This is a genomic window from Hymenobacter psychrophilus (genome assembly GCF_900107135.1).
Classification (GTDB): Bacteria; Bacteroidota; Bacteroidia; order Cytophagales; family Hymenobacteraceae; genus Hymenobacter; species Hymenobacter psychrophilus.
Map to the genome: position 1 here is coordinate 1 of NZ_FNOV01000042.1, position 1984 is coordinate 1984.

The following is a 1984-nucleotide window of genomic DNA, read 5'->3' on the forward strand; positions in this document are numbered from 1 at the left end:
TGCCAGCTAAACTTCGGCCAAGCCGGGAGTTGATGGATGTAGGGGTTTATTCTCCGCATACTATGCGGTAAATATGCGCATTATTCTCCGCATCAACTGTTGCGGCCTGCTGCACGCAACGATATCCTTGAGCATGGTTACCGCACCCAGTTTGTTGGATCACTAAATCTTTAGTCAACTCATCCTTCCATCGCTCGCCGCAGGCAGTCCACGTCCACAGCGGCCAGGGGAAGGGGATACTCCAAGCCGGATACATAGATGACCTGATAGGCCCAGGCGGCCAAATCGTGGGCGTAAATGATGGGCTGGTCAGCCGCATCAGCGTACATCGTTTTACCTTGCATAAATAGCTCCACACTGGCCCGAAACAGGAGTGGCACTTCTGACAGCGCTTTATCCCGTTGGTTGGCCAATAGGTATGTTAGGTAGGCGCGAAGCGCTCTATAGGCTTGCTGGTTATGTGGGCTCATGGGGCTCATAGCTGGCCAAAACTCAAGGTGTAGTCCAAAGCTAAATGCGTATCCAGTAGGTTCGTCTAGTCGGACCGAACCAATGCCTAGCAACTGCACATACAGGGATTCAACAAGGCACACCTTCCTGGCCCCTGCCAATCCGGAGCGACTTGTCCCGGAAATATGGGGCCAGAAAGTGGGGCCAGCCCTGCATCTTTGTGGCCCCACCTTCCTGACCCATTTGCCATGAACTTCGGTTACGCCCGCGTCTCGGCCAAAGACCAACACCTCGATACTCAACTCGACCAACTCCAGGCCGCCGGCGTCGACCGGGTGTTTCAGGAAAAGATCAGCGGCGCCACCATTCAACGGCCCGTGCTCACCGAGCTGTTGGCCACCTTGCGGACCGGTGATACGGTGACCGTGGCGCGCCTGAACCGGCTGGGCCGCAACAGCGCCCATATCATGCAGCTGGTGGCCGAGCTGCACGAGCGCCAGGTGCGTTTCGTGGCCCTGGATTTAGGCATTGATACGGCTACCCCCGCCGGCCGGCTGGTGCTGGGCATCTTCGCCGCGCTGGCGGAGTACGACCGCGAGAGCATCCGCGAACGGGCGACGGCAGGCATTGCCCTGGCCAAAGCACAGGGCAAGCACCTGGGCCGTCGCCCAGGTGTGGACGCAGACAAGCTGGCCAGGGTACAGGCGTGTCTGGCTGCCGGCATGTCGGTGCACCAGACGGTAGCCGCCACGGGCGTGAGCGAGTCCAGCGTTAAGCGCTACCGCCGCCAGATAGAATTGCGCAATTCAGACGCGGAATAAGGCAAGACAATTCCGCTTGCCGGGTTTCGCACTCGATACCGACTCATTCTGTCCAGCCCAACTAAACCACCTCAGCCTGTTACCCGTTTCTCTTCTCCAAGGAGGGTAAGAACGTGGGCAAAACGAAGCGGGGCGTGGTTTCTAATGCTAAGTTGTGGAACTTGGGGCAGCATATGCAGCGGCAGCCAGTGGGGACACCCTAGGGATACTGGAACAAAAGCCAGGTTATGACAAGGGTACAAGAGATGAGCAAAGATGGAATAGCAGTCCGAAAGGGTGGTAGTAGGAAACGCGTTCTTGCCTGCCTACTGGGTATAGGTATTTCTTTGATTAGCTGATTTTATGAGAAATAATTGGTTTCGAGGGTGTAAATTCTTTTTGGCTGTAATACCCGCAGTCGCGGTTCTTTCGTGCCAGCAGGGAGTCGATAAAATACCCGTTTCAATAAAGGCTAACAGCAAAGCCCAAGAGGTGGTAGACTTATCTATAAAAGCGCACGGCGGCAAATTGTTTGATAAAATCCTGGTTCGCTTCACCTTCAGAGAAAAGCAGTATACAGCGTTTAGAAATGATGGCTTTTTTACCTATACAAGAGCTTTTAGCGATTCTTCTGGCCATGTGAAGGACGTGCTGCAGAACAACGGCTTTTACCGGGAAGTGAATGGCAAAAGGATTGACCTGTCAGAAGATAAAAAACTGGCCTACTCAAATTC

2 protein-coding genes and 1 pseudogene are annotated in these 1984 nt (G+C 54.5%); 2 read left to right on the forward strand and 1 reads right to left on the reverse strand.

The window, feature by feature from the left end:
• Positions 1 to 179: 179 nt before the first annotated feature.
• The gene (locus tag BLW21_RS21920; protein ID WP_245711987.1) at positions 180 to 344 is read right to left on the reverse strand and encodes a hypothetical protein; all 165 of its coding nucleotides are present in this window, start codon (positions 342 to 344) and stop codon (positions 180 to 182) included.
• A 354-nt stretch (positions 345 to 698) separates the two neighbouring features.
• Between BLW21_RS21920 and BLW21_RS20955 the strand changes: the two genes are divergently transcribed.
• A complete protein-coding gene (locus BLW21_RS20955; protein ID WP_092744060.1) occupies positions 699 to 1271 on the forward strand; it encodes a recombinase family protein in 573 nt (190 codons plus the stop codon).
• 342 nt (positions 1272 to 1613) lie between these two features.
• Positions 1614 to 1984: pseudogene (locus BLW21_RS21410) on the forward strand (DUF6503 family protein); the annotation flags it as partial.

What these genes read in the sequence shown, in the direction of transcription:
- BLW21_RS21920 (WP_245711987.1), bottom strand. Translation starts at nt 344, where the DNA reads ATGCAAGGTAAAACGATGTACGCTGATGCGGCTGACCAGCCCATCATT.
- BLW21_RS20955 (WP_092744060.1), top strand. Translation starts at nt 699, where the DNA reads ATGAACTTCGGTTACGCCCGCGTCTCGGCCAAAGACCAACACCTCGAT.